Annotated in this window: 20 protein-coding genes; 14 read left to right on the top strand and 6 right to left on the bottom strand. The window is 71.9% G+C overall.

What is annotated here, in order from left to right; translation table 11 throughout:
• The first annotated feature begins 38 nt into the window (after nucleotides 1-38).
• The 9 genes from EIY87_RS47155 to EIY87_RS47115 all read left to right on the top strand — a co-directional run bounded on the left by EIY87_RS47155 (nucleotide 39) and on the right by EIY87_RS47115 (nucleotide 11,164).
• Nucleotides 39-1,556 carry a sugar ABC transporter ATP-binding protein gene (locus EIY87_RS47155; protein ID WP_125316626.1) on the top strand — a complete coding sequence of 506 codons (1,518 nt, stop codon included), beginning with the start codon at nucleotides 39-41 and terminating at the stop codon, nucleotides 1,554-1,556.
• The gene (locus EIY87_RS47150; RefSeq protein ID WP_125316625.1) at nucleotides 1,553-2,593 is read left to right on the top strand and encodes an ABC transporter permease; all 1,041 of its coding nucleotides are present in this window, start codon (nucleotides 1,553-1,555) and stop codon (nucleotides 2,591-2,593) included. Before EIY87_RS47155 ends, EIY87_RS47150 begins: the two co-directional genes overlap by 4 nt.
• Complete coding sequence (locus EIY87_RS47145; protein WP_125316624.1) at nucleotides 2,586-3,584, top strand: ABC transporter permease; 999 nt, start codon at nucleotides 2,586-2,588, stop codon at nucleotides 3,582-3,584. The genes EIY87_RS47150 and EIY87_RS47145 overlap by 8 nt, the downstream gene beginning before the upstream one ends.
• 5 nt (nucleotides 3,585-3,589) lie before the next feature.
• On the top strand, nucleotides 3,590-4,651 hold the full coding sequence (gene rhaS / locus EIY87_RS47140) for a rhamnose ABC transporter substrate-binding protein (RefSeq protein WP_125316623.1): 1,062 nt from the start codon (nucleotides 3,590-3,592) through the stop codon (nucleotides 4,649-4,651).
• Complete coding sequence (locus EIY87_RS47135; RefSeq protein ID WP_125316622.1) at nucleotides 4,651-4,986, top strand: L-rhamnose mutarotase; 336 nt, start codon at nucleotides 4,651-4,653, stop codon at nucleotides 4,984-4,986. The genes rhaS and EIY87_RS47135 overlap by 1 nt, the downstream gene beginning before the upstream one ends.
• Nucleotides 4,983-6,146 carry an L-rhamnose isomerase gene (gene rhaI, locus EIY87_RS47130; protein ID WP_125316621.1) on the top strand — a complete coding sequence of 388 codons (1,164 nt, stop codon included), beginning with the start codon at nucleotides 4,983-4,985 and terminating at the stop codon, nucleotides 6,144-6,146. The genes EIY87_RS47135 and rhaI overlap by 4 nt, the downstream gene beginning before the upstream one ends.
• A 2-nt stretch (nucleotides 6,147-6,148) precedes the next feature.
• Nucleotides 6,149-8,167, top strand: a complete 2,019-nt coding sequence (locus EIY87_RS47125; protein WP_225440452.1) for a bifunctional aldolase/short-chain dehydrogenase — start codon at nucleotides 6,149-6,151, stop codon at nucleotides 8,165-8,167.
• Between the two features lie 172 nt (nucleotides 8,168-8,339).
• A complete protein-coding gene (locus tag EIY87_RS47120) occupies nucleotides 8,340-9,761 on the top strand; it encodes an L-fucose/L-arabinose isomerase family protein (protein ID WP_125316619.1) in 1,422 nt (473 codons plus the stop codon).
• Between the two features lie 44 nt (nucleotides 9,762-9,805).
• Nucleotides 9,806-11,164: a rhamnulokinase gene (locus EIY87_RS47115; RefSeq protein WP_125316692.1), complete on the top strand. Its 1,359-nt coding sequence runs from the start codon at nucleotides 9,806-9,808 to the stop codon at nucleotides 11,162-11,164.
• Here EIY87_RS47115 and EIY87_RS47110 read toward each other — a convergent pair.
• On the bottom strand, nucleotides 11,154-11,498 hold the full coding sequence (locus EIY87_RS47110) for a hypothetical protein (protein WP_125316618.1): 345 nt from the start codon (nucleotides 11,496-11,498) through the stop codon (nucleotides 11,154-11,156). The genes EIY87_RS47115 and EIY87_RS47110 overlap by 11 nt on opposite strands.
• Nucleotides 11,499-11,651: 153 nt before the next feature.
• Here EIY87_RS47110 and EIY87_RS47105 point away from each other — a divergent pair, with 153 nt between their 5' ends.
• On the top strand, nucleotides 11,652-12,413 hold the full coding sequence (locus EIY87_RS47105) for an NPP1 family protein (protein ID WP_125316617.1): 762 nt from the start codon (nucleotides 11,652-11,654) through the stop codon (nucleotides 12,411-12,413).
• Here EIY87_RS47105 and EIY87_RS47100 read toward each other — a convergent pair.
• The 3 genes from EIY87_RS47100 to EIY87_RS47090 are packed head-to-tail and all read right to left on the bottom strand — an operon-like array spanning nucleotide 12,410 to nucleotide 14,470.
• The gene (locus tag EIY87_RS47100) at nucleotides 12,410-13,015 is read right to left on the bottom strand and encodes a response regulator transcription factor (protein WP_125316616.1); all 606 of its coding nucleotides are present in this window, start codon (nucleotides 13,013-13,015) and stop codon (nucleotides 12,410-12,412) included. The genes EIY87_RS47105 and EIY87_RS47100 overlap by 4 nt on opposite strands.
• The gene (locus EIY87_RS47095) at nucleotides 13,012-14,079 is read right to left on the bottom strand and encodes a sensor histidine kinase (protein ID WP_225440451.1); all 1,068 of its coding nucleotides are present in this window, start codon (nucleotides 14,077-14,079) and stop codon (nucleotides 13,012-13,014) included. The genes EIY87_RS47100 and EIY87_RS47095 overlap by 4 nt, the downstream gene beginning before the upstream one ends.
• 10 nt (nucleotides 14,080-14,089) lie before the next feature.
• Nucleotides 14,090-14,470, bottom strand: coding sequence for a hypothetical protein (locus EIY87_RS47090; protein ID WP_125316614.1), 381 nt, complete (start codon nucleotides 14,468-14,470; stop codon nucleotides 14,090-14,092).
• Between the two features lie 120 nt (nucleotides 14,471-14,590).
• Between EIY87_RS47090 and EIY87_RS47085 the strand changes: the two genes are divergently transcribed.
• The 3 genes from EIY87_RS47085 (at nucleotide 14,591) to EIY87_RS47080 (ending at nucleotide 19,276) form a co-directional block, all read left to right on the top strand.
• Nucleotides 14,591-15,622 carry a LacI family DNA-binding transcriptional regulator gene (locus EIY87_RS47085; RefSeq protein ID WP_125316613.1) on the top strand — a complete coding sequence of 344 codons (1,032 nt, stop codon included), beginning with the start codon at nucleotides 14,591-14,593 and terminating at the stop codon, nucleotides 15,620-15,622.
• Nucleotides 15,623-15,775: 153 nt separating this feature from the next.
• Nucleotides 15,776-15,937 (top strand): hypothetical protein, encoded by a 162-nt coding sequence (locus EIY87_RS47950; protein ID WP_158641466.1) that lies wholly within the window; start codon nucleotides 15,776-15,778, stop codon nucleotides 15,935-15,937.
• Between the two features lie 123 nt (nucleotides 15,938-16,060).
• Nucleotides 16,061-19,276, top strand: coding sequence for a TIM-barrel domain-containing protein (locus EIY87_RS47080; protein WP_125316612.1), 3,216 nt, complete (start codon nucleotides 16,061-16,063; stop codon nucleotides 19,274-19,276).
• A gap of 42 nt (nucleotides 19,277-19,318) precedes the next feature.
• On the opposite strand, the gene EIY87_RS47075 is transcribed toward EIY87_RS47080, so the two are convergent.
• Both EIY87_RS47075 and EIY87_RS47070 read right to left on the bottom strand, forming a co-directional pair.
• The gene (locus tag EIY87_RS47075) at nucleotides 19,319-19,855 is read right to left on the bottom strand and encodes a DUF305 domain-containing protein (RefSeq protein ID WP_125316611.1); all 537 of its coding nucleotides are present in this window, start codon (nucleotides 19,853-19,855) and stop codon (nucleotides 19,319-19,321) included.
• Nucleotides 19,852-20,784 (bottom strand): DUF1996 domain-containing protein, encoded by a 933-nt coding sequence (locus EIY87_RS47070; RefSeq protein ID WP_125316610.1) that lies wholly within the window; start codon nucleotides 20,782-20,784, stop codon nucleotides 19,852-19,854. Before EIY87_RS47070 ends, EIY87_RS47075 begins: the two co-directional genes overlap by 4 nt.
• Nucleotides 20,785-21,002: 218 nt before the next feature.
• Between EIY87_RS47070 and EIY87_RS47065 the strand changes: the two genes are divergently transcribed.
• Entirely contained in the window at nucleotides 21,003-23,129 is a 2,127-nt protein-coding gene (locus EIY87_RS47065) for a discoidin domain-containing protein (RefSeq protein WP_125316609.1), read from the top strand.
• Nucleotide 23,130: the final 1 nt, after the last annotated feature.

Below are 23,130 nucleotides of genomic sequence, written 5' to 3'. Positions count from 1 at the left end.
GCGCCAGGTTTGTGAAACCTTTCAATCCGGAGGTCGCGATGACGCGGCAGGACCCGGGTCCAGCCCCTCTGCTGGAGGTGCGCGGCGTGACGAAGTCGTTCGGCGCCGTCGCGGCGGTCGCCGGCGTGAGCTTCGGCCTGCACGCCGGCGAAGCCCACGCGCTGGTGGGGGAGAACGGTGCCGGCAAGTCCACGATCGTGAAGATGCTCGCCGGGGTGCACAAGCCCGACGACGGCACCTTGCTCCTGGACGGCAGCCCGGTCGGGTTCGGCTCCCCGGCCGACGCGAAAGCCGCCGGCATCGCGGTGATCTACCAGGAACCCACGCTCTTCCCCGACCTTTCCGTCGCGGAGAACATCGTGATGGGCCGCCACCCGCGCACGAGTCTCGGCCGGATCGACCGGGCGGCGATCCGCGCCGAGGCCGAGCGCCTCTTCGCCCGCCTCGGCGTCCGGATCGACCCGGCCCGCCCCGCGCGCGGCCTCTCCATCGCCGACCAGCAGATCGTCGAAATCGCCAAGGCGCTCAGCGCCGACGCCCGCGTGCTGGTGATGGACGAGCCGACCGCCGCGCTGACCCAGATCGAGGTCGAGCGGCTCTTCAGCGTCGCCCGGACCCTGCGCCAGGAAGGTGCGGCGATCATGTTCATCTCCCACCGCTTCGAGGAGATCACCGAGCTCTGCCAGCGCGTCACGATCATGCGCGACGGCAAGCACGTCTCCACCGACCTGCTCGACGACGTCACCGTCGACGAGATGGTGAAGCGGATGGTCGGCCGCGACCTCGACGCGCTGTTCCCCAAGCAGGACGTCGAACCCGGCGCGGTCGTCCTCGAAGTCGAAGGCCTGGCCCGGGAAGGAGTCTTCCGCGACATCTCGTTCTCGGTGCGGGCGGGGGAGATCGTCGCGTTCGCCGGGCTCGTCGGCTCCGGCCGCTCCGAAGTCGTCCAGGCCGTCTTCGGCGTCGACGAGCGCGACGCGGGTGTGGTGAAGGTGGGCGGCAAGAAGCTCAAGCCGCACTCGTCGCGGGCCGCGATGGGCGCCGGGATGGCGCTGGTGCCCGAAGACCGCCGCCAGCAAGGCCTGATCATGGACCTGTCGATCGAGCGGAACGTGACGCTGCCGCGATCCCGCGCGCTCTCGAAGCTCGGCTTCCTGACCGGCGCGAGCGAGCGGCGGGAAGCCCGCCACTGGACCGAACGCCTGCGCACCAAGTACCGCCGCCTCGGCGACCCGGTCGGGACGCTGTCGGGCGGCAACCAGCAGAAGGTCGTCCTCGCCAAGTGGCTGGCGATGGCCCCGAAAGTGCTGATCGTGGACGAACCCACCCGCGGCATCGACGTCGGCACGAAGGCCGAGGTGCACCGGCTGATGTCGGCGCTGGCCGCCGAGGGCGTCGCGATCGTCATGGTGTCCTCGGAGCTGCCCGAGGTACTGGGCATGGCCGATCGCGTCCTCGTGATGCGGGAGGGCCGGATCGTGGCCGAGCTCCCGCGCGCCGACGCGACCGAGGACGCCGTCATGTTCGCCGCGATGGGCCAGGGAGCCGCCGCATGACCGCGACGAAGGAGGCACCCGTGACCAGGGAGCCGGCAGTCCACTCCGGACGGTCGTGGACCGCGAACGTCTTCAAGGCGCGCGAATCCGGCATCGTGCTCGCGCTGATCGTCCTGGTGGCGTTCACCGCGACGCAGAACTCCCGGTTCCTGTCCGGGCAGAGCATCCGCGACATCCTGCTGGGCACCGCGATCCTGGCCGTGCTCGCGGTCGGGCAGGCGGTCGTGATGATCACCCGCAACATCGACCTGTCGGTCGGCTCGGTGCTCGGGCTGTCGGCGTTCGCCGTCGGCACGCTGATGAAGGACAACCCGGGCCTGCCCGTGATCGTCGCCGTGCTGGCCGGTCTCGCCGTCGGTGCGGTGTGCGGGCTGCTCAACGGCGCGCTCGTGCGGTTCGGCCAGGTGCCGGCGCTGGTCGTCACCCTCGGCACGCTGTACGCCTTCCGCGGCGTCAGCTACTTCTGGGCCGGCGGCCGGCAGATCAACGCGGACAAGCTGCCCGCGTCCTTTTTGGACTTCGGCACGGCGTCGCTGCTCGGCGTGCCGTGGCTGGTCCTGATCGCGCTGCTGGTGCTGGTGGTCGCCGGGATCGTGCTGCGCAGCTACCCGGCCGGGCGCGAGCTGTACGCGATGGGGTCGAGCCCGCAGGCCGCGCGGCTGGCCGGCATCCGGGTCGGCCGCAACACCATCGCCGCGTTCCTCGTCAGCGGCGCCCTCGCCGGGCTCGCCGGTGTCCTGTTCGCGGCCCGCTTCGGCACCGTGGACGCGGCCGCCGGCACCGGCTACGAACTGAACGTCGTCGCCGCGGCCGTCGTCGGCGGGGTGGCGGTGTTCGGCGGCAGCGGCTCGGTCTGGGGCGCGGGCCTCGGCGCGCTCCTGCTGACCGTGATCGGCAGCGCGCTGGCCGTGCTCGACATCAACCAGTTCTGGCAGCAGGCCATCGTCGGCGCGCTGATCCTGCTGGCCATCGGCGCGGACCGATTGGTCGCCGTGCGGGTCGCCAAGGCACTGAAGAAGAGGGACGCCCATGTCTGACCGACCGAACCCGCTCGGGCGGCTGCTCAGCTGGGACGCCGCCGTCGTGCTCGTGACGGTGGTCGTGCTGATCGTCGCTTCGGGCGCCGTCGAGAACTTCGGGACCAGCCGCAACTTCACCTTCCTGCTGCTCGACCTGCTCCCGATCGCGCTGGTCGCGCTGCCGATGACGTTCATCATCGTGACCGGCGAGATCGACCTGTCGGTGGCGAGCACGCTCGGGCTGACGTCGGCGGTGATGGGGTCGCTGTGGGACGCGGGCCTGTCGATCGAGACGATCATCCCGCTGTGCATCGTGCTCGGCGCGGTCCTCGGCGCGCTCAACGGCTTTTTCGTGACCGTGCTGAAGCTGCCTTCGCTCGCCGTCACCATCGGCACCCTGGCGCTGTACCGCGGCCTGGCGTTCGTGGTGCTCGGCGACGGCGCGGTCGCCGACTTCCCGCGGACCTACACGAGCTGGGTCACCGGCACCATCGGCGGCGGTCCGGTCCCGAACGTCCTGATCCCGCTGGTCGTGGTGGCCCTGATCTTCGGGATCGTGCTGCACGCGACCCCGATCGGCCGTGGCGTGTTCGCGGCGGGCGCGGGCGAACAGGCGGCCCGGTTCGCCGGCATCCGCACCGGACGGCTCAAGTTCTGGCTGTACGTCGTCAGCGGCGCGGTCGCCGGGCTCGCCGGGGTGCTGTGGACCCTGCGGTACTCCAGCGCCCGCGCCGACAACGGCTTCGGCCTCGAACTCGCCGTCGTGGCCGCCGTGCTGCTCGGCGGCGTGTCCATCTTCGGCGGCAAGGGCACGCTCCCCGGCGTGCTCGCCGGGGTGGTCCTGCTGGCGTCCCTGCAGAACGCGCTGCGCCTGCAGGACGTGTCCAACGAGGCCCTCAACATCGTGACCGGCGTGCTCCTCATCGTGTCGGCCCTGCTCCCCAACATCGTGACTTCGGCGCGCACGGCAGTGCGTCGCCGACGGCAAGCGGTAACCCCGGAAAGGTGACGAAGATGTCCCGACGGTTCCTCACCGGTGCGATCTCGGCCGGGCTGGTGCTGGTCCTGGCCGCCTGCGGCGGCACGACCAAGAACGACAACGCGGGCTCCGGCGCGAATGCATCCACCGCGGCGGCGAACCCCAACGCCACGGCACAGGAGGGCGTCAAGATGGCGTTCCTGCCCAAGCAGCTCAACAACCCCTACAGCGACATCGAGGTCAGCGGCGGCAAGGCGGCGCTGGGCGAGCTGAAGGGCGAGTACAAGCTGGTCGGGCCGAACGACGCCAGCGCGTCGTCGCAGGTCAGCTACATCAACACGCTGATCCAGCAGCAGCAGGACGTCATCGGCATCGCCGCGAACGACCCCAACGCCGTGTGCCCGTCGCTCAACCAGGCCCGCAGCGCCGGCATCAAGGTCGTCGCGTTCGACTCCGACGCCGCCAAGGACTGCCGCGACGTCTTCATCAACCAGGCCACCACGCAGGGCATCGGCGAGGCGCTGGCCAAGCAGGCCAAGGACCTCTCCGGCGGGTCCGGCGAGATCGCGGTACTGTCCGCGACGCCCAACGCCACGAACCAGAACGCCTGGATCGACGTGCTGAAGAAGGAGCTGGCCAAGCCGGAGTACGCGGGCATCAAGCTGGACAAGGTCGCCTACGGCAACGACGACGACCAGAAGTCCTTCCAGGAGGCACAGGGCCTGCTGCAGTCGTTCCCGAACCTCAAGGTGATCGTCTCGCCGACCACCGTGGGCATCGCGGCCGCCGCGCGCTACGTCAGCTCGTCGAGCTACAAGGGCAAGGTCGCGGTGACCGGCCTGGGTACGCCGAACCAGATGCGCGCGTTCGTCAAGGACGGCACGGTCAAGCAGTTCGCGCTCTGGAACCCGGCCGACATCGGGTACCTCGCCGCGTACGCCGGGGTCGCGCTCAAGTCGGGCCAGATCACCGGCAAGGAAGGCGAGAAGTTCAAGGCGGGCAAGCTCGGCGAGTACACGATCGGCGCGAGCGGCGAGATCGTCCTCGGCCCGCCGACGACGTTCGACGCGAACAACATCGACAAGTTCAACTTCTGATGCCCCGGTACTGCTTCTGCCTGCAGGTGAAGCCCGAGCGGAAGGCGGAGTACGCGCGGCGGCACCGCGAGGTGTGGCCGGAGATGCGGCAGGCGCTGCACGACACCGGCTGGCGCAACTACTCCCTCTTCCTGCGCGAAGACGGCCTGCTCATCGGCTACGTCGAGGCCGACGACCTCGCGGCCGCGCAGGCCGCGATGGCGGCCACCGAGGTCAACGCGCGCTGGCAGGCGGAGATGGCCGAGTTCTTCACCGGCCTGGACGGCGGTCCGCCCGATGAAGGGTTCCAGCTGCTCGACGAGGTCTTCCACCTTGACGTCCGGGAAGGACAGTGATCGCCGTGGATGTCAAAGCGGCCCTGCGGGCCCAGCGCATCGAGACGCCGTCGTGGGCGTACGCGAACTCGGGCACCCGGTTCAAGGTGTTCCCGCAACCGGGTGTTCCCCGCACGCCCGAGGAGAAGATCGCCGACGCCGCGACCGTGCACCGGTTCACCGGGGTCGCGCCGAGCGTGGCGCTGCACATCCCGTGGGACAAGGTCGACGACTACGGTGCCCTGACCGCGTACGCGCGTGATCTGGGCATCGAGATCGGCGCGATCAACACCAACGTCTTCCAGGACGAGGACTACAAGCTGGGTTCGGTGACCAACCCGGACGCCGGGATCCGCCGCAAGGCGACCGACCACCTGCTGGAAGCCATCGACATCATGGACGCGACCGGGTCGCGGGACCTGAAGCTGTGGTTCTCCGACGGCATCAACTACCCGGGCCAGGACGACCTCCGGGACCGCCAGGACCGGCTCGCGGCGGCGTTGAAGGAGACCTACGACCGGCTCGGCCCGGACCAGCGGATGCTGCTGGAGTACAAGCTCTTCGAGCCCGCGTTCTACGCCACCGACGTCCCGGACTGGGGCACGTCGTACGCGCACTGCGTCGAGCTGGGGGAGCGGGCGACGGTGTGCATCGACACCGGCCACCACGCGCCGGGCACGAACATCGAGTTCATCGTGGCGTTCCTGCTGCGGGCCGGGAAGCTGGGCGCGTTCGACTTCAACTCCCGCTTCTACGCCGACGACGACCTGATGGTCGGGGCGGCGGACCCGTTCCAGCTGTTCCGGATCATGTACGAGATCGTCCGGGCGGATGCGTTGGACCCGGCGTACGGGATCGCGTTCATGCTCGACCAGTGCCACAACATCGAGGCCAAGATCCCGGCGATCATCCGGTCGGTGATGAACGTCCAGGAGGCGACGGCCAAGGCGGTGCTCGTCGACAGGACCGCGTTGCGCGCCGCGCAGCAGGCCGGGAACGTCCTGGAGGCCAACGCCGTGCTGATGGACGCCTACAACACCGACGTCCGGCCGCTGCTGGGTGAACTGCGGGAGGACGCCGGGCTCGACCCGGACCCGGTCGCGGCGTATGCCCGCAGCGGGTACCAGGAGAAGATCGTGGCCGAGCGCGCCGGCGGCACGCAGGCCGGATGGGGAGCATGACGATGACCGTGCCGGAGCAGCTCATCGCGCGCAGCAACGCGCTCGGGGCCGACCCGCGCAACACGAACTACGCCGGCGGCAACACCTCCGCCAAGGGTTCGGTGACCGACCCGGTGACCGGCGCGCCGGCGGAGGTGCTGTGGGTCAAGGGTTCCGGCGGCGACCTCGGCACGCTCACCGAGAGCGGGCTGGCGGTGCTGCGGCTGGACCGGCTGCGGTCGCTTGTGGACGTTTACCCCGGTGTCGAGCGCGAAGACGAGATGGTCGCCGCGTTCGACTACTGCCTGCACGGCCGGGGCGGCGCGGCGCCGTCGATCGACACGGTGATGCACGGTCTCGTCGAGGCCGCGCACGTCGACCACCTGCACCCCGACTCCGGGATCGCCCTCGCCACCGCGGCGGATGGCCCCGCGCTGACGAAGGAGTGCTTCGGCGACCGCGTCGCGTGGGTGGACTGGCGGCGGCCGGGGTTCCAGCTGGGCCTGGACATCGCGGCGGTGAAGGCGGCGAACCCCCAGGCGATCGGCGTGATCCTCGGCGGTCACGGCATCACCGCGTGGGGCGCGACGTCCGAGGAGTGCGAGCGGAACTCCCTGGAGATCATCCGGACGGCCGAGGAGTTCCTTGCCTCCCGGGGCGCTCCCGAGCCGTTCGGGTCTGTCGTCCCCGGCTTCGAAGCCCTTCCGGAAGCCGAGCGGCGCACGCGGGCGGCGGCGTTGGCGCCGGTGATCCGCGGACTGGCTTCGACCGATCAGCGACAGGTGGGGCACTACACCGACAGCGACGTCGTGCTGGAGTTCCTCTCCCGGGAGAAGCTCGCGCCGCTGGCCGCGCTCGGCACGTCGTGCCCGGACCACTTCCTGCGCACCAAGGTCCGTCCCCTGGTCGTCGACCTGCCCGCGTCGGCGCCGCTGGAGGACGTGGTGGCGCGGCTGAAGGAACGGCACGCGGAGTACCGCGACGCCTACCGCGCCTACTACGAGCGTTACGCCACTTCGGACTCGCCCGCGATGCGAGGCGCCGATCCGGCGATCGTGCTCGTGCCGGGGGTGGGGATGTTCTCCTTCGGCAAGGACAAGCAGACCGCGCGGGTGGCGGGGGAGTTCTACGTCAACGCGATCAATGTGATGCGCGGCGCCGAGGCCGTCTCGACCTACGCCCCGATCCCGGAGAGCGAGAAGTTCCGGATCGAGTACTGGGCGCTGGAAGAGGCGAAGCTGCAGCGGATGCCGAAGCCCAAGCCCCTGGCCGGGCGGATCGCCTTGGTGACCGGCGCCGGTTCGGGCATCGGGAAGGCCATCGCGGTCCGGCTCGCGGCCGAAGGGGCGTGCGTGGCGATCGCCGACCTGAACGCCTCGTCCGCCGCCGAAGTCGCCGCGGAGATCGGCGGCATCTCGGTCACCGCCGACGTCACCGACGCCGAGGCGGTGCAGGCCGCGGTGGACGCGACGGTGCTGGCCTTCGGCGGGATCGACCTGGTGGTCAACAACGCCGGGCTGTCGATCTCGAAGCCGTTGCTGGAGACCACCGAACGCGATTGGGACCTCCAGCACGACGTGATGGCCAAGGGCTCGTTCCTGGTCGCCCGCGCGGCGGCCAAGGCGATGATCGACCAGGGCATCGGCGGCGACATCGTCTACATCTCGTCGAAGAACGCGGTGTTCGCGGGCCCGAACAACGTCGCCTACGGGGCCGCGAAGGCCGACCAGGCCCACCAGGTCCGGCTGCTCGCGGCCGAGCTGGGCGGGCACGGGATCCGCGTCAACGGCGTCAACCCCGACGGCGTCGTCCAAGGCTCGGGCATCTTCGCCGGGGGCTGGGGTGCCCAGCGCGCCGCGGTCTACGGCGTCCCGGAGGAGAAGCTCGGCGAGTTCTACGCCCAGCGGACCATCCTCAAGCGCGAGGTGCTCCCGGAGCACGTCGCGGCCGCGGTGTTCGCCCTGACCGGCGGCGACCTCACCCACACCACCGGCCTGCACGTGCCGGTGGACGCCGGGGTGGCCGCCGCGTTCCTGCGCTAGTGCCGCGCGTCCGAGCGTCGTTGACCGCGGCCCGGCGACGCGCCCCAATGTGGCGTTCGGTGCGTCCAGCGCACCCAATGTGGCGTTCGGTGCGTCTGACGCAACCAACGCCACATTGGGGCGCTCGCGCCGAGCGTCAATCACCTTTCGACGCGTGACACTGGGAGAGCCGATGACCTTCGACCGCATCACCCCGCGCCGCACCCGGGTCGGCCTCGTCTCCGGCGGGCTCGGCGCGTACTGGCCGCAGTTCCCTTCCCTGCTGCCGCAACTGGAAGCGTCCGCGCGACGGGTCTCTTCGCGACTGTCCGAACTGGACTGCGAAGTCGTCGACGCCGGGTTCGTCTCGGACGCGGCCGAGGGCGCGGCCGCGGCGGAGAAGCTGCGCGTCGCCGGGTGCGACCTGATCATCGGGTTCCTCACCACGTACCTGACGTCCAGCATGCTGGCCCCGGTCGCGCAGCGCTCGGGCGCGCCGGTGCTGCTGCTCAACCTCCAGCCCACCGAGTCGATGGACCACGAGTCCTTCGACACCGGCGCCTGGCTCGCGTACTGCGGCGCCTGCCCGCTGCCGGAGATGGCCAACGCGTTCCGCCGCCTGGGCGTCGAGTTCCGTTCGGTGTCCGGGTACCTGGAGGACGAGCGGGCGTGGACGCGCATCGAGCGGTGGATCAAGGCGGCCGGGGTGCGGGCGGCGCTGCGGCACGGCCGCCACGGCCTGCTCGGGCACCTCTACCCGGGCATGATGGACGTCTCCACCGATCCGACGCTGGTGTCCGCCCAGCTCGGCGGGCACGTCGAGATCCTCGAGGTCGACGACCTGCGGGTGCGCGTGGAGAAGGTCTCCGACGACGAGACGGCGTCGCGGGTGGCGCTGGCCCGCGAAGTGTTCACTGTGGACGAGTCCGTCGTGGACGAAGACTTCGCCTGGGGCGCCCGGGTTTCGGTGGCCCTCGACCGGCTCGTCGAGGACTTCTCGCTGGACTCCCTGGCGTACTACCACCGCGGCCTCGACGGCGAGACCCACGAGCGCGTCGGCGCTGGCTTCATCCTCGGCGCGTCCCTGCTCACCGCGCGTGGCATCCCCGCGGTCGGCGAGTACGAGCTGCGCACGTCACTGGCCATGCTGGTCATGGACCGGCTCGGCGCGGGCGGCTCGTTCACCGAGCTGCAGGCGCTGAACTTCCGCGACGGCGTCGTCGAGATGGGCCACGACGGCCCGGCGCACCTCGGGATCAGCGCCCGCAAGCCCCTGCTGCGCGGCCTCGGCGTCTACCACGGCAAGCGCGGCTGGGGCGTCTCGGTGGAGTTCGACGTCAAGCCCGGCCCGGTGACGCTGTGCGGGCTCGGGCAGCGGCGCGACGGGACGTTCTCGCTCATCGCGTCCGAGGGCACGGTCGTGCCCGGGCCGCTGCTGCGCATCGGCAACACGACGTCCCGCGTCGACTTCGGCTGCGACCCCGGCGAGTGGACCGACGCCTGGTCGGCCAGCGGCATCGCGCACCACTGGGCCCTGGGCACCGGCCACCGCGTCGCCGAGCTGACGGCCGTCGCGGACCTGCTCGGCCTGGAGCTGACCGTGGTGCGCCCGTGAAGCGCGTCGCGGCCGTCGACCTGGGCGCGTCCAGCGGCCGGGTGATGGCCGGGACGGTCGGCCCTTCGACGTTGCGGCTCGAGGAGGTGCGGCGCTTCCCGAACGGCGGCGTCCAGGCCGGGCCGTCGCTCTACTGGGACGTGCTCGGGTTGTACCGCGAGACGCTGGCCGGGATCCGCGACGCCGGCGCGGTGGACGGCGTCGGCATCGATTCGTGGGCCGTCGACTACGGGCTCCTCGACGAGCGCGGCGCCCTGCTCGGCAACCCCGTCTGCTACCGCGACGCGCGCACCGACGGCATCGCGGCGAAGGTGGCGGCCACGGTGCCGTCCCGCGAGCTGTACGACGTGACGGGCTTGCAGCAGCTGCCGTTCAACACGCTCTACCAGCTGCTGGCCGAGGGCGACCGGCTCGAGGCCGCGTCGGCCGTGCTGCTGATCCCGGACCTGTTGAACTACTGGCTGACGGGCTCGATCGGCGCCGAGCGCACCAACGCGTCGACGACCCAGCTGTACGACGTGCGCGCCCGGGAGTGGGCTCGTTCGCTCGCGTCCCGGGTCGGCATCCCGCCTCGTCTTCTGCCTCCGCTGCGCGACCCGGGCACGGTGGTCGGCACGGCCGACGGGCTGTCCGGTCTCCCGGTGATCGCGGTCGGCTCCCACGACACGGCTTCGGCGGTGGCCGCGGTCCCGGCCGCCGACGGAGAGAACTTCGCCTACATCTCCTCGGGCACGTGGTCCCTCGCAGGCCTGGAGCTGCCCGCGCCGGAGCTGAGCGACGCGGCACTGGCGGCGAACTTCACGAACGAAGGCGGCGTCGACGGCACCATCCGGTTCCTGCGCAACGTGATGGGCCTGTGGGTGCTCTCGGAGACCCTGCGCACGTGGTCCACTTCGGACTTGCCGCCGCTGCTCACGGCCGCCGCGTCAGCACCGGCACTGGCGGCGGTGGTCGACATCGACGCCCCGGAGTTCCTGCCGCCCGGCGACATGCCCGCCCGGATCGCTTCGGCTTGCACCGCCACCGGCCAGCGCCCGCCGCCGGACCGGCCCGCGATCGTCCGCTGCATCGTGGACAGCCTGGCACTGGCGCACCGCCGCACGATCCGCGAGGCGGCCCGGCTGACCGGCCGCCGGGTCGACGTGGTCCACCTGGTCGGCGGCGGCGCCCGCAACGAGCTGCTCTGCCAGTCGACGGCGGACGCGTGCGGGGTCCCGGTCCTGGCGGGCCCGGTGGAGGCGGCGGCACTGGGGAACGTGCTGGTGCAGGCCCGGGCGCTGGGGGAGGACCTCCAGGACCTGCCGTCGATGCGGGCGCTGGTCCGGGAGACGCAGGAAATCCGGCGCTACGAACCGTCGGGCACCGGTGACTGGGACGCCGCGGAGGCCCGGCTCAGAGGTTGATGTTGCCGTGCACGTCGCGCAGCTGCACGACCTTGCCCGTCACGGTCCCGGTCACCGTGTTGTGCACTTCGCCGTAGCTGACCCGGCTCTCCGGGAGCTTCTCCCACTCCGTCCGCAGCGCTTCGGCGAACTCCTGGTCCGCCGCCTGCGCGGTCTCCAGCCGCTCGGCCAGCGCCTTGACCGGCTCGGTGCCGGACGGCGCCCCCGAAGCCGCTTCCAGGGCCAGGGTGGCCGCCGGGTCCTTGGCGAACTTGCGTTTCACCAGGTCGTAGAGGCCGGTCGCACCCTTCGCCGCCAGTGCGGCGGCGATGGAGATCAGGATCGGTTCGGGCATACCCCCAACCTAGCCGCGCCCCGGCCCCGGAACCAGGATTGCGCGTTCGTCCCCACGAACGGCGGTAGCCGGGCAGACTCCCGCCACCGTGGTTGTGCACCTCGGCGAACACCCGCGACCCTGGTCGGAAAATCACCGGCGAAGGAGTCCGCGATGGCGCACCGCTCCCGCACCCTGGCCGCCGCTGCCGCCGGCGCGCTGGCGCTCTCCGTCCTGTTCCCGGCCACGGCGCTGGCCGACCCGCCGGGCGCGCTCCCGGTGAACGCGACCGACTTCGAAAAGACGTTCCAGCCCGCCTTCGACTACGACAAGGACGGCTGCTACCCGACCCCCGCCATCGGGCCCGACGGCACGATCGCCCCCGGCCTGTCCCTCGGCGGGGACACGAACGGCCACTGCCGCGACTCCTGGGACCTCGACAACACCAACTCCTACTCGCGCCAGAAGTGCAACAACGGCTGGTGCGCGGTGATGTTCACCCTGTACTTCGAGAAGGACCAAGCCTCGCTCGGCCCGGGGAGCGCCGGCCACCGGCACGACTGGGAGCACGTCGTCGTCTGGGTCAAGGACAACCAGGTCGAGTACGTCGCCACGTCGCAGCACGGCGGCTTCGCCGTCCACGACCGGGCCGGCCTGCGGTTCGAGGGCACCCACGCGAAGGTCGTCTACCACAAGGACGGCGGCTCGACGCACTGCTTCCGCGCGGCCAACGGGAACGACGACCCGCCGGAGAACCACCAGGGCACCTGGCAGTACCCGGCCCTCGTCGGCTGGGACGGCTACCCGGCGGGCCTGCGGGACAAGCTCGTCCAGGCCGACTTCGGCAGCGCGACGTTCGGCATCAAGGACGGCCAGTTCACCGGCAACCTCGCGAAGGCCAAGCCGGCCGGGATCCCGTTCGACGAGAACGCCTAGAGCCAGCCCCGTTCGTCGGCGATCCGGACCGCTTCGACGCGGTTGCGGGCGCCGGTCTTCGCGATCGCCGCGGAGACGTAGTTGCGGACCGTGCCTTCGGACAGGTAGAGCCGGGACGCGATCTCGGCGATCGTCGCGCCGGTCCGCGCGGTGATCAGGACGTCGCGTTCCCTGGCGGTCAGCGGGGATTCGCCGGCCGCCAGGGTGGCGACCGCCAGCGCGGGGTCCACCACGCGCTCGCCGGCCCGGACGCGGCGGATCGCGCCTGCCAGGACCTCGGCCGGCGCGTCCTTGACCACGAACCCGGCCGCGCCGGCCTCCATCGCGCGGCGCAGGTAGCCGGCGCGGCCGAACGTCGTGAGCATGACGACCCGGCAGTCCGGCACCTGCGCGGCGAGCACCGCCGCGGCGGCCAGGCCGTCGAGCCCGGGCATCTCGATGTCGAGCAGCGCGACGTCGGGGCGGTGCTCGCGCGCGGCCGCGACGACCTGGTCGCCGCGGCCGACCGACGCGACCACCTCGAAGTCGTCCTCGAGCGCGAGCAGCGCGCACAGCGCCTGGCGCACCAGTTCCTGGTCGTCGGCCAGCAGCAACCGGATCACACCGTCACCCGCAATCGCCAGCCGCGCGGGTCCGCCGGTCCCGCGTCGAGCACCCCGCCGGCCGCTGTGACGCGCTCGCGCAGTCCGGCGAGCCCGGAGCCGCCCGCGGCCGAACCGCCCACGCCGTCGTCGAGAACCTCCACAGTGGACGCCGAGAGCGTCACCGCGCAGCGGGTCGCGCGCGCGTGCCGGGCCACGTTCGTGAGCCCTTCGCGCACCACCCAGCCGAAGAGTTCCTGCTGGGCGGGCGCGACGACGTCGGTGGCGGTGGGCAGGTCGGCGGTGACCCCGCAGGCGCGCAGCAGTTCGCGGCCGCGGGCCAGCTCGCCGGCGAGGGAGACTTCGCGGTAGCCCGACACCGCCGCGCGGACCTCGGTCAGGGCTTGCCGGGCCAATGTTTCCACGGCGCTCATCTCCTCACCCGCGCGAGCGCCGTCGGCGTCGACGAGGCGTCGCGCCAGGGTGCTCTTCACGGTGATCGCGGTGAGCGAGTGGCCGAGCAGGTCGTGCAGGTCGCGGGCGATCCTCGCGCGTTCGGCTTCGGACGCCAGCCGCGCGACCTCGGCGCGGGCCGCGACCAGCGCGGTGTTCGCGCGGATCGCCTCGGCGAACGCGCCGACCATGAGCACGGTGAACACGAGCGCGACCGCCTGCGCCCAGCCCGGCCCGTCCGGCCAGGGTACGGCGACCGCGACGAGCGCCGCCCCCGCCACGAGGACGACCGCGACGCGGCGGGGGAGCCGGGGCGCGGCGAGGGACAGGACGACCGCGGCGAGGAAGAACGCGTCGGCGTGGGCGAAGGGCAGCGCGGCGGCGAACAGCACGGCGCACGTTCCGGTGAGCGCCCAGAACGGCCGCTTCGCCCGGCGCGCCGCCGCGGTCGCGGCGAGGAGGTAGCCCACGGCGAACGCGGCCACGATCCCGCAGCCCGCGGCCGCCGCGGCGCCCGCCGAGTGCTGCAGCACGCCCGCCAGCGTCACCGCCGGGTAGACGAGCATGCCGGCGTCGAGCAGCCGCAGCCGCCAGCCGCGCACCCAGCGCTGCACGTCCGATGCCCCGTCCACCACCGGAACGCTACCGCGAACGCCGGCCGTTGATGAGCACGGTGACACCGAGGAGCAGCAGTCCGCAGACGCCCTGCTCGAGCCGCAGCCACAGCGGGAACAGCCCGGGCAGCGCGACGATGACGGCGATCGCCACGAGCATCACCGCCGAGACGATCCGCAGCCGCAGGAGGCCCTTCTTCGACCCGCGGGCGGCGCTGCGGGCGAAGGCGAACGTCAGCAGTGAACTGGCGACGACGAGGGTGGCGCGCACCCAGACGGCGTCGGTCACCACCGCCGGGTGGTTCCGGAGCAGGACGATCACGGCGAGCGTGAGCACGGAGAGCGCGGCGTACGCGCCGGTGAGCAGCAGCACGGGCCGGAAAGCGGCCGGTCGAGTCGTGGTTGTCATGCCGGAAATGCTCCGGCGCGGGCCGTCGCGGGGGCAGTGCCGTCCAACACCGGGCGGTCATGACATTTGTCATCGGCGCGGTACTGGGAGAGCGCTCTCACAGCGTGCTACAAAGGACGGGTGACGACGCAGCCGCCCACCTTGGAGGACGTCGCGCGGGTCGCCGGCGTCTCGCGGGCCACGGTGTCCCGCGTGGTCAACAGCGTCCGCAACGTCGACCCGAAGCTGCGCGAGACGGTCGAGCGCGCGATCGCCGACACCGGCTACGTCCCGAACCGGGCCGCGCGTTCCCTGGTCACCCGGCGCACCGGCGGGATCGCCCTGGTGGTGTCGGAGCCGGAGCGGCACGTCGAAGCGTTCACCGGCGGCGTCTTCGGCGACCCCTTCTTCGGCCGCGTCGTCGAGGGCGTCGTCTCCCACCTGCGGCCGCACGGGCTGCACCCGCTGCTGATGCTCGTCGACAGCGATGAGGAACGCGCGAAGCTGGTCCCGAAGCTGCGCCAGGAGCAGGTCAGCGGCGTCCTGCTGATTTCCCTGCACCCGGCGGAAGACCCGCTGCCGCGCGCGCTGACCGACGCGGGCGTGCCCACGGCGCTGTTCGCGCGGCCCGCCCGCCCGGCGCCGGTGTGCTACGTCGACGTCGCCCACCAGGACGGCGCCCGGCTCGCGGCCGAGCGGCTGGTGTCGCGCGGCTGCCGTCGCGTCGCCACGATCGCGGGCCCGGCGGGCACGCCGGCCGGCCAGGACCGGCTGGCCGGGTTCCGCGACGCGATGGCCCGGCACGGTCACGCCTACGTGGCGGTGGCCGAGGGCGACTTCACCGAGCACGGCGGCGAACGCGCGATGGAACGCCTGCTGGCCGAGGATCCCGCGCTGGACGGCGTCTTCGTGGCCAACGACCTGATGGCGTACGGCGCGCTGACGGTGCTCCGCGAAGCCGGCCGCCGCGTCCCGGACGACGTCGCGGTGGTGGGTTTCGACGACAGCCGGGTCGCGCTGAGCTGCCGCCCCCGGCTCACGACGGTCCGCCAGCCGGTCGAGGAGATGGGCGCGGCGATGGCCCGGATGGTCCTGGACCGGATGGCCGACCCGTCGCTGCGCGCCGAATCGGTGATCTTCGACCCGGAACTGGTGGTCCGCGGCTCGGCGTGAGCGCCAGGTCGGCACCGCGACGGCGTTCCTGACCTTCGCCCGCGAGTCCGTGCTGAACATCGACGGGCTCGGCGAAGAGCAGCTGCGCCGGGTGCTCCTCGAGTCCGGCACCACGTCGCCGGCGGCGAGGACCCCGGCGACATCGACATCACCGTGCCCGCCGGGCGCACCGCCGCGGAAGTGCTGGCCGGCTACCGCACGGAGATCGAAGCGAGCGACGCCGCCATCCGGGCCGCCGACGGCCCGGACCGGCCGCTGGCGAACCCGGTCCAGGGCACGCACCACACCCTGCTCGACGGCGTCACCGGCCGCTGACCTGTCCGGACAAGTTCGCCCCGGCGGTCTGGACACCGGCCGCCGCGCTGTGCTCAGATCGTTCCGGCTTTTCCAACGTTGTAAAACTTGCCGAGGTCCCCTGACCGGAACGGAGTTCCGCCCGTGCGGACGAGAACAGCGAGAGCCCTGCGGCTGACGTGCGTGGTCGCCGTCGCCGCGGCAACCGTGAGCGTCGCGACCCCCGCCACCGCCGCCCCGCGCGGCCAGACCGTCACCGCCGGGAACGCCCGCTTCCAGGTGCTGTCGCCGACGGTGATCCGGACCGAGTACGCCGGTGACGGCCGCTTCACCGACGCCGCCACCTTCAACGCCGTCGGCCGCGGCGTGTTCACGCCGACGCCGTACACCTCCACCGTTTCCGGTGGCGTGCTGACGATCCGGACGAGCGCGACGACCCTGACCTACCGCCTCGGCTCGGGCCCGTTCGACGGTGGCAACCTCGAAGTGCGCACGACGGCGGGCGCGACCCCGGTGCTCGCCGCGCCCTGGCGCCACCTGACCTGCCCGACCGGCGCGCTGTGCGAGGCCGAAGACCTCACCGCCGACGGGCTCGGCGTCGCCACCGACCACCGGGGCTACACCGGCGAAGGCTTCCTGGCCGGTTTCGAAAGCGCCGGCACGTCGGCGACCGCGGACGTCGAAGCCACCACCGCCGGGACGTACGCGGTGGCCGCCCGCTACGCCAACGGCCAGGGCGGGGACGGCCAGCACGTCACGCGCACGCTGAGCGTTTCGGTCGACGGCGGCGCGCCGCAGAAGCTCACCCTGCCGGTCACGGCCGACTGGGACACCTGGGCGGTCGCGTCCGTCCCGGTCACCCTCGGCGCCGGGCACCACAGCGTCCGCCTGCAGCGGACCGCGGCCGACTCCGGCAACGTCAACGTCGACGCCATCGCGGCGCTGCCCGCCGGTGCGGCCTTCCCGCCCGCGTCGGCCCGGGCGTTCACCGGCTGCCCGGCCGGTGTCAGCTGCGAGGCGGAAGCCGGGCTCCGGGCCGGTTCGGCCGTCGTCGCGACCGACCACCCGGGCTACGCCGGGCGCGGCTTCGTCGCCGAGCTGAACCGGGGTTCGGCGCTGACGCAGCGGATCACCGACGTCGCCACCGCCGGCACGTACCTGCTGCACCTCCGGTACGCCAACGGCACCGGCGGCGACGGGCGCCACGAGACGCGGACCGCGTCGGTCGCCGCGAACGGCGTCACGCGCACGCTCAGCCTCCCGGTCACCGACGACTGGGACGCGTGGAAGACCGCGTCGGTCCCGGTCGACCTGAAGGCCGGCGCGAACGACGTCGTGCTCGGCTGTCCCGAGGACACCAGCTGCCACGTCAACATCGACACCGTCGCGGTCACCGCGCCGGGCGCGGCCGCCCCGCAGCCGCACCTCGCCCTCGGCGGGTACCGGCGCGGCCTCGACGGCGTCAACGGCGACAACGGCACCCCGTCGCTCACCGAAGGGCTCCTGCACCAGGACGGCTGGTACCTGCTCGACGACAGCCCGTCGGCGCTCTACGACACCGCGACCAAGAAGGTCACCCAGCGGCCGTCGCACGGCGGCAGCCCGTACCAGGACGGCTACGTCTTCGCCTTCGGGCACGACTACAAGACCGGGCTCCGCGACCTCGCGACCCTGACCGGGCCGCCCGAGCTGCTGCCGCGCTGGGCGTACGGCGTCTGGTACTCCGAGTACATCGACCGCACCGCGGCCGACTACCGCGACACGATCCTGCCGCGCTTCCGCAGCGAGGGCGTGCCGCTCGACGTGCTGGTCACCGACACCGACTTCAAGGCGCCGGACACCTGGAACGGCTGGCAGATCGACACGAACAAGTTCCCCGACCCGGCGGGCTTCTTCGCGTGGTCGAAGGCGCAGGGCCTGCACAACACGCTCAACACCCACCCGAGCATCATGGGCTCGGACCCGCAGTTCGCCCGCGCGCAGGCGACGGCGAAGGGCAAGCTGGCGAAGTCCGGCTGCGGCACCGACTGCTACGTCTTCGACTGGGGCGACCCCGACCAGCTGAAGGCCTACCTCGACCTGCACGCCGACATGATGAAGCAGGGCAACGACTTCTGGTGGCTCGACTGGTGCTGCGACGGCTCGAAGTCGAGCCTGCCCGGCGTCACCCCGGACGCGTGGATCAACCAGCAGTACGCCGACCTGGCCGCCCCGGCGACCGGCCGCGGCTTCGTCACCTCGCGGGCCTACGGCTCGCTGCAGGCCGGCGGTTACGGCGGTCCGATCGGGCTGTCGACGGGACCGTGGGCGGACAAGCGCAGCACGCTCCACTTCACCGGGGACACCTCCTCGACGTGGGGCACCCTGCGGATGGAGGTCGGGATCACCCCGGCCGAGTCGGCCGCGACGGGGATGTCGGCGATCAGCCACGACATCGGCGGGCACAACGACACGACCGGGCTGCGCGGCAGCGAGACCTACACCTCGGGCGGGCAGCAGCGGCAGACGGTCAAGCTGCCCGACGACATGTACGCGCGCTGGGTGCAGCTCGGCACGTTCCAGCCGATCGACCGCCTGCACAGCAACCACAGCGACCGGCTCCCGTGGCAGTACGGCGACGCGGCGAAGGCTTCGGCGACGAAGTTCCTGAACCTGCGGGAGAACCTGGTGCCCTACACCTACACGCTGGCCCAGGAGGCCGCCACGACGGGCGTTCCCGTGGTGCGGCCGACGTACCTGGAGTACCCGGACGAGCCGGCCGCCTACGCGGCGGCGTCGAGCGAGTACTTCTACGGGCCGGACCTGCTGGTGGCGCCGGTGACCACGCCGGGGACGTCGGCGACGACGTCGGTCTGGTTCCCGCCGGGGCAGTGGACGGACTACTTCAGCGGCAAGGTGTACGCGGGCGGGACGACCCAGCAGGTCACGTCGGACCTCGGCACGATGCCGGTGTTCCTGCGCGGCGGCGGCATCACCGCGACCCGCACGGCGGACGTGCCCAACGACGTCCAGAGCCCGCTGGACCGGGTGACGGTGACCGTCGCGCCGGGCGGGTCCGGGTCCTTCTCGCTGTATGAGGACGACGGGACTTCGTCGGCGCGGAGCTCGACCACGAAGATCACCTACGCCGAGCGCGGTGGTTCGCACACGGTGACGGTGGCACCGCCGCAGGGCCGGTACCCGGTGACCGATCGCGAATGGACGGTGAAGTTCCTCGGCGTGGCCGCGGCGCCGAACCGGGTCATGGTCGGCGGCGGCTGGGCTCCGGCGTCGGCGTGGAGCTGGGACGCGGCGACGAAGACGTTGACGGTGAAGGCCCCGGCCCGCCCGGGCCGGGCCCCGGTGACCGTGACGTACTGAGCCGGCACCACCTCGGGGGACTTCCGGGTCCCTCGAGGTGGTTCAGTTCGGGAGCAACTCGGTTTCGCGGGCGCCTTCGGCGCTGACGTCCGCGGCCAGCGCGCGGGTCTCCGGATCGGCGCCGGAAGCCTGTTCCCCTCGCGCGAGGACCACGAGCTGCGCCGCGTGCGCCCGCAGCAGGGCGATCAGCCGCCGGTCGAACCCGCCGGCGCCGTCGGTGCGCAACGCGGCCAGGTCGGCGGGGGTGATCATACCCGGCATCCGGTGTCCACTGTGGACGTCCGTGGCCGGGAGCCCGGCCCGGTCCCGTACCGCCTCCAACCGCTCGAGCAGACGTTCCGACGGCGCCACCACAGCTGTGGCCGCCGACCGCACGGCCGCGCTCCCGGCCCGTTCGGGGGCCAGCCGGGCCGCCGCGAGGGCGTTCGCCGTCATCGGCACCACGAGCTGCAGCCAGGCCACGTCGGTCGGGTTGAAGGCGGTGGCCGGCCCGGGCGCGGGGCCGGTGGCGGCGGTGGTGGTGGCGCACCCGCCCAGGATCAGCGCCACCACCACCGCCCCCAGGGCCGGCCCTTTCACGGGCGGCCGGGCAGCCGGTAGTTCGGCCCGAGCACCGTGCCGCGGTCCGGCTTGTAGAGGTCGAACCCGCGCGGGTCGCACTGCAGGCCGCCGTTGATGCAGTGGCTCACCAGTGCGGCGAGGGTCGGCGGGTCCCACGCGTTGAAGAAGTCGTAGTGCCACGAGTACCCGCGTCCGCTGGCCAGGTGCACCCCGGACATGTCGCCGCTGACCGGGAAGGCGATCTTGAACTCCAGCATCGGCACGGCCACCGGGTGGTCGGCGGGGCACGTCAGCGTCGCGCGGTCCGGGTACGCCATGTGGCTCTTGTGGTCGGCCGAATCCAGGTGGACGCCGTCCCAGCAGCTCGGGGCCTGGTACCGGATGTTGAGCTGGCTGCCGGCCACGCAGCTCACCGGGATGTCCCAGTTGTGGAAGCTGTCCCCGCACTCCCAGCCCTCGATCGCGCCGGGGGCGTGCTGGAACTCGTCCTGGGTCGCGGTGACGGTGCCGGCGACGTACCGCAACCCGGGCGGGAACGGTACGACCTTCGTGTAGTCGAGGATGCCGGACTTGTAGTAGACGACCTGCGCGAAGTTCGGCAGTACCACGTCGTTGCCGTTGTAGACGGTCGGGAACCAGTACGCCGACAGGTCGTCCGGCGCCAGGCAGGTCGTGTTCCCGACGCCCGCGGCCTGCAGCGACTGGAGCGTCGTGGCCGCGTTCGTCGTCTTGTTGCCGATGAACGTGTGGTCGTGCGAAGCGCCGGGCAGGCCCGGGAAGACGATCGGGTCGTCCGGCTGGTGGTGGCTGGGGGAGCAGTTGACCTGGAACTCGTGGTGGGTCACGAGGTCGTCGGCTCCGGCGGGCGACCAGGTGGCCGCGGTCAGGAAGGCGCCTGCCAGCACGGTGGCGGCGGTGCAGGCGAGGAGCGCGGCTTTCGTTGCCAAGGGTCCTCCACGGTGAGGGTGCCAAGGATGGGAGAGCGCTCTCCAAGAGCATGCGCACCGGGGTGCCGCCGTGTCAAGGAGCACCCGGATACCCCGTCGGAAAGCCATTGTCCGGTTCGGGACGAGTCCCTTGACAACGCGGGTCGCGGTGACGAACCATCGGTCGCGGCGGAGAGCGCTCTCCAACCTCTGTCCCCTTGTTTCGTACGGGAGTCATCGTGGACCGACCGTCGCTCCTCCGCGCCGTCCAGGCGCTGGTGGCCCTGCTGGTGCTGGGGTTGCTCGCCGGCCCCGCTCCGGCGCACGCCGCCGCCGTGCTTTCCCAGGGCAGACCGGTGACCGCGTCCAGCACCGAAGGCGCGGGCACCCCGGCGTCGGCGGCCGTCGACGGCGACCCCGGCACGCGCTGGGCGAGCGCCTGGAGCGACCCGCAGTGGCTGCAGGTCGACCTCGGCGCGCCGGCCGACATCAGCCAGGTCACCTTGAACTGGGAGGCCGCCTACGCGACTGCATACGAAATCCAGATTTCCGACAATGCCGCGAATTGGCAGACTGTATACAGTACGACCACGGCGGTCGGTGGTATACAGAATCTCGCGGTCACCGGGCACGGGCGTTATGTCCGCCTCTACGGCACCCACCGCGTCGGCGGCTACGGCTATTCGCTGTGGGAGTTCCAGGTCAGCGGCACGCCCGGCGCGCAGAACGGCGCCGGCGTCACGCGGGTGACCGGTTCGCAGGGCGCCTGGCAGCTGACGGTCGACGGTATCCCGTGGACCGTGAAGGGCCTGACCTGGGGACCGCCGGTGAGCGAAGCGGCCACGCGGATGCCGGAGCTGCACGCGATCGGCGTCAACACCGTCCGCACCTGGGGAACCGACGGCACCTCGCAGCCGCTTCTCGACGCCGCCGCGGCCAACGGCATCAAGGTGATCAGCGGCTTCTGGCTGCAACCCGGCGGCGGCCCGGGCAGCGGCGGCTGCGTCGACTACACGACGGACACGAACTACAAGAACACGATGCTCGCGGAAATCCAGAAATGGGTTACCGCATACAAAACACACCCGGGCGTGCTGCTGTGGAACGTAGGCAATGAGTCGATCCTCGGGATGCAGAACTGCTACTCCGGCACGCAGCTGGAGCAGAACCGGATCGCCTACACGCGGTTCGTCGACCAGGCGGCGCAGGCCATCCACGCGATCGACGCGAACCACCCGGTCACCTCGACCGACGCCTGGACCGGGGCCTGGCCGTACTACAAGGCGTACGCGCCGAGCCTCGACCTGTACTCCGTCAACTCCTACGCCCAGGTGTGCCAGGTCAAGCAGGACTGGCTCGCCGGCGGCTACGCGAAGCCCTACATCATCACCGAAACCGGCCCGGCCGGCGAATGGGAAGTGCCGGACGACGCGAACGGCGTCCCCGCCGAGCCGACCGACCAGCAGAAGCGCGACGGCTACGTCAACGCGTGGAACTGCGTGCTGGCGCACCCGGGCGTGGCGCTCGGCGCGACGCTCTTCCACTACGGCACCGAAGGCGATTTCGGCGGCGTCTGGTTCAACATCACCACCGGCAACGAGAAGCGGCTGTCCTGGTACGCCGTCCGCAAGCTCTACAGTGGACAGACCGGGGGCAACACGCCGCCGGTGATCTCGTCGATGAACCTCAGCCGCAGCACCGACGTCCCGGCGGGCGGCACGGTCACCCTGACCGCCGCGGTGTCCGATCCGGACGGTGACCCGATCAGCTACACCATGGGGTACAACAGCAAGTACATCAACGACGCGTCCGGCCTGATCCCGGCGCAGTTCACCGGGACCGGGACGTTCACGGTCACCGCGCCGCAGCAGCTCGGCGTCTGGAAGCTCTACCTCTACGCCCGGGACGGCCACGGCAACGTCGGCATCGAGACGCGTTCGCTGCGCGTGGTCGCCCCGCCGGTGCCGGGCACGAACCTGGCCCGCGGCGCGGCGACGACGGCGTCGACGTACCAGGCCGACGGTCCCGGCGCGCCGTACCCGCCGCAGGCCGCTACGGACGGGAACACCGCGACCCGCTGGGCGAGCGCATGGGCCGATCCGCAGTGGCTGCAGGTGGACTTGGGCAGCCGCCAGGCGTTCGACCACGTCCAGCTGGTCTGGGAGGCGGCGTTCGGCAAGGCGTACGAAATCCAGGTCAGCGACGACGCGGCGAACTGGCGCAGCGTGTACGGAACGACGTCCGGGGACGGCGGCGCCGACGACATCGCGGTCGCGGCCACCGCGCGGTACGTCCGCGTGCACGCCACCCAGCGCGGCACCGGGTACGGCTATTCACTGTACGAGTTCGGCGTCTACCGGTCCTGAC

The sequence above is a fragment of the Amycolatopsis eburnea genome, from assembly GCF_003937945.1.
In the GTDB taxonomy this organism is placed as follows: domain Bacteria; phylum Actinomycetota; class Actinomycetes; order Mycobacteriales; family Pseudonocardiaceae; genus Amycolatopsis; species Amycolatopsis eburnea.
Note: the sequence above shows the minus strand (reverse complement) of the source record. Positions and strands in the feature narration are given on the sequence as shown.

Excerpts from the sequence above, each read along its gene's own strand:
- EIY87_RS47155 (WP_125316626.1), top strand. The coding sequence starts at position 39 with ATGACGCGGCAGGACCCGGGTCCAGCCCCTCTGCTGGAGGTGCGCGGC.
- EIY87_RS47150 (WP_125316625.1), top strand. The coding sequence starts at position 1,553 with ATGACCGCGACGAAGGAGGCACCCGTGACCAGGGAGCCGGCAGTCCAC.
- EIY87_RS47145 (WP_125316624.1), top strand. The coding sequence starts at position 2,586 with ATGTCTGACCGACCGAACCCGCTCGGGCGGCTGCTCAGCTGGGACGCC.
- rhaS (WP_125316623.1), top strand. The coding sequence starts at position 3,590 with ATGTCCCGACGGTTCCTCACCGGTGCGATCTCGGCCGGGCTGGTGCTG.
- EIY87_RS47135 (WP_125316622.1), top strand. The coding sequence starts at position 4,651 with ATGCCCCGGTACTGCTTCTGCCTGCAGGTGAAGCCCGAGCGGAAGGCG.
- EIY87_RS47125 (WP_225440452.1), top strand. The coding sequence starts at position 6,149 with ATGACCGTGCCGGAGCAGCTCATCGCGCGCAGCAACGCGCTCGGGGCC.
- EIY87_RS47120 (WP_125316619.1), top strand. The coding sequence starts at position 8,340 with ATGACCTTCGACCGCATCACCCCGCGCCGCACCCGGGTCGGCCTCGTC.
- EIY87_RS47115 (WP_125316692.1), top strand. The coding sequence starts at position 9,806 with ATGGCCGGGACGGTCGGCCCTTCGACGTTGCGGCTCGAGGAGGTGCGG.
- EIY87_RS47110 (WP_125316618.1), bottom strand. The coding sequence starts at position 11,498 with ATGCCCGAACCGATCCTGATCTCCATCGCCGCCGCACTGGCGGCGAAG.
- EIY87_RS47105 (WP_125316617.1), top strand. The coding sequence starts at position 11,652 with ATGGCGCACCGCTCCCGCACCCTGGCCGCCGCTGCCGCCGGCGCGCTG.
- EIY87_RS47090 (WP_125316614.1), bottom strand. The coding sequence starts at position 14,470 with ATGACAACCACGACTCGACCGGCCGCTTTCCGGCCCGTGCTGCTGCTC.